Raw genomic sequence first — 2,257 nt, 5'->3', positions numbered from 1 at the left:
GAACAGGGGGATCGCGATGAGCAGGAGCGAGACGATCGCCATCGCAGCGCTGAGACCGAACCGCAGGCTCTGGAAGCTCGTGACGTAGACGATCATCGGCATCACGTTGACGGCGTCCGGCGGGGGCGCCCCGAACAGGACGAACGGCAGCGTGAAGTTGTTGATGTGGCTGAGCGTGGCCAGCAGGCACGCCAGCAGCACCGGGCCACGCAGGTAGGGCAGGATCACGTAGCGCAGCTTCGGCCACCACTTCGCCCCGTCCATGGCGGCGGCCTCCTGGACCTCGTGGTCCACGCTCTGCAGCGCGCTCAGGGACATGAGGTAGATGAACGGCCAGGCCGCCCAGATCTCGACGAGGATGAGCGTCCAGTAGGACTTCGGGCCCGACAGCCACAGCCCGCCCTTGATGCCGACATCGGCCAGCAGCTGGTTGACGATGCCGTCGGGCTGCAGCATCGTCCGCCAGACCGAGGCCACCACGAACGACGGCAGCACGTACGGGATGAGGAACACCGCCCGGACGAGGCCGCGGCCGCGGAACCGGTTCTGGGTGGCCACCGCGGCGGCCACGCCGAACGGAACGGTCCCGATGGTGGAGATCACGGCGAACGAGACGCTGATCCAGATGGCATGCGGCAGGCCGGACGAGAACGCCTCGGAGTAGTTCTGGAGGCCGATGAAACTCGCCTCCAGCCACCGGCGCAGCGTGTACTGGTCGAGGTCGATCAGCGAGATGTAGATCGCCAGCAGCAGCGGGATGACGACGATCAGCGTCATCAGCAAGCCGCCGGGGATGAGCATCCAGAGCGGCCGCTGCCGTTCGGTGACACCGCGGCGGCGCCGCTCCCGCCGGCTCTGCGGGGGGATGGCCGGGCCCGGCCCGGCGGCCGCAGGGGCCGCCGAGCCGCGCCGGGGGGATCGCGTGGTGGTGGTGCCGTCGTCGGTCATCGCGGGCTACTTCGCCCGGGCCAGTGCCGATTGGGCGGCCTTCTGCGCCGTCGCCAGCCGGGCGTCGAGCTGAGCATCGTTGACGCCCCCCGAGGCGAGCTCGGGGAGGGACTGCACCGCCACGTTGGTCAGTGCCAGCTGGATGTCGCCCCAGGCACCGGTGAACGGGGTCGCCACCGACTTCTTGGCCGCCTCGGCCACCACCGCGAGCCTCTTGTCCGACGTCAACGTCTGCAGCGCCTCGGCGTTCGCCGGCATGCTGCCGAACTTCTTGTAGTACTCGAGCTGGTTGTCCTTCTCCGTGATCAGCTTCACGAGCTGGAGCGCCAGGTCCTTGTTCTTGGAGTAGTCGGCCACGACGAGGTTGTCACCGGACAGGATGCTGGCCGCCTCGACCCCGTTCGCCGGGCGGCTGCTGGCCCCCGGAGGCACGGTCGGCAGCAGCGCGAAGGACCACTTCCCCTTGACCGCCCCCTGGTCGAGGGAATTGATCGCCGTCGGGGTGGTCAGCGCGAAGTAGCCGGTCTTGCCCTTGGCGAACGCCGCGAGCGCCTGCGTGTTCGACCAGCCGATGGCGGCCGGGTCGACGACCTTGTCGGTGCTGACCCATCCGAAGTAGGTCTGGTACGCCTTCTTGACGGTCGGGTCCTGGAGCTTGGCGGTCTTGCCGTCCACCAGCTTGTTGCCCGCCTGGATGGACATGCCCCAGATGAACTTCCACGGGTCGAAGTTGTCCTTGTAGCCCACCGCGAGGCCGTACTGGCCGCCCTTCGTGAGCTTCTTGGCCTGCTCGGTGAGCTCGTCCCACGTGGTCGCCGGCTTGCTGATGCCGGCCGCCTTGAGCAGCTCGGTGTTGTATGCCATGACGAACGGCCGGCTGACCCACGGGATGCCGACCTGGTTGTTCTCGTCCGGGCCGGAGATGCCCAGCGTCGCCGGCACGAACCTGTTCTTGCCGCCGACCTTCTGCCACGCCTCCTCGTCCAGCTTGACGAAGGCGCCTGTCGAGAAGGCGGTGGGGGTGAACGTGGTGCCGACCGCGTAGACGTGGGGACCCTGGCCCGACACGACCGAGGTCTGGATCTTCGTCAGCTCGTCCTGGGCGCTCGCGAACGTCTCGAACTTGACGGTGGCACCGGTCTGCGCCTTGAACTTGTCGCTGATCGACTTCTGCCAGGCCTGGAACTCTTCGGGATATTGGGTGTTCGCGGCGATCAGTACGTTGAGCGTCTTGCCGGTGCCGCTGCCGCCGCCGCTCTCGTCGTCGCCACCGCCGCAGGCCGCGAGGGCCGCGACCAGAACGGCCGCG

2 protein-coding genes are annotated in these 2,257 nt (G+C 68.1%); both read right to left on the bottom strand.

The window, feature by feature from the left end:
- A partial coding sequence (locus tag VF542_RS11560; protein WP_408651857.1) for a carbohydrate ABC transporter permease occupies positions 1 to 948 on the bottom strand: 948 nt, incomplete at its 3' end.
- 6 nt (positions 949 to 954) lie between these two features.
- On the bottom strand, positions 955 to 2,257 hold a 1,303-nt coding region (locus VF542_RS11555), incomplete at its 5' end, for an ABC transporter substrate-binding protein (RefSeq protein WP_408651856.1).

The organism is Jatrophihabitans sp. (assembly GCF_036389215.1).
Classification (GTDB): Bacteria; Actinomycetota; Actinomycetes; order Mycobacteriales; family Jatrophihabitantaceae; genus Jatrophihabitans_A.
This window is presented reverse-complemented; position numbering and strand designations above follow the sequence as displayed.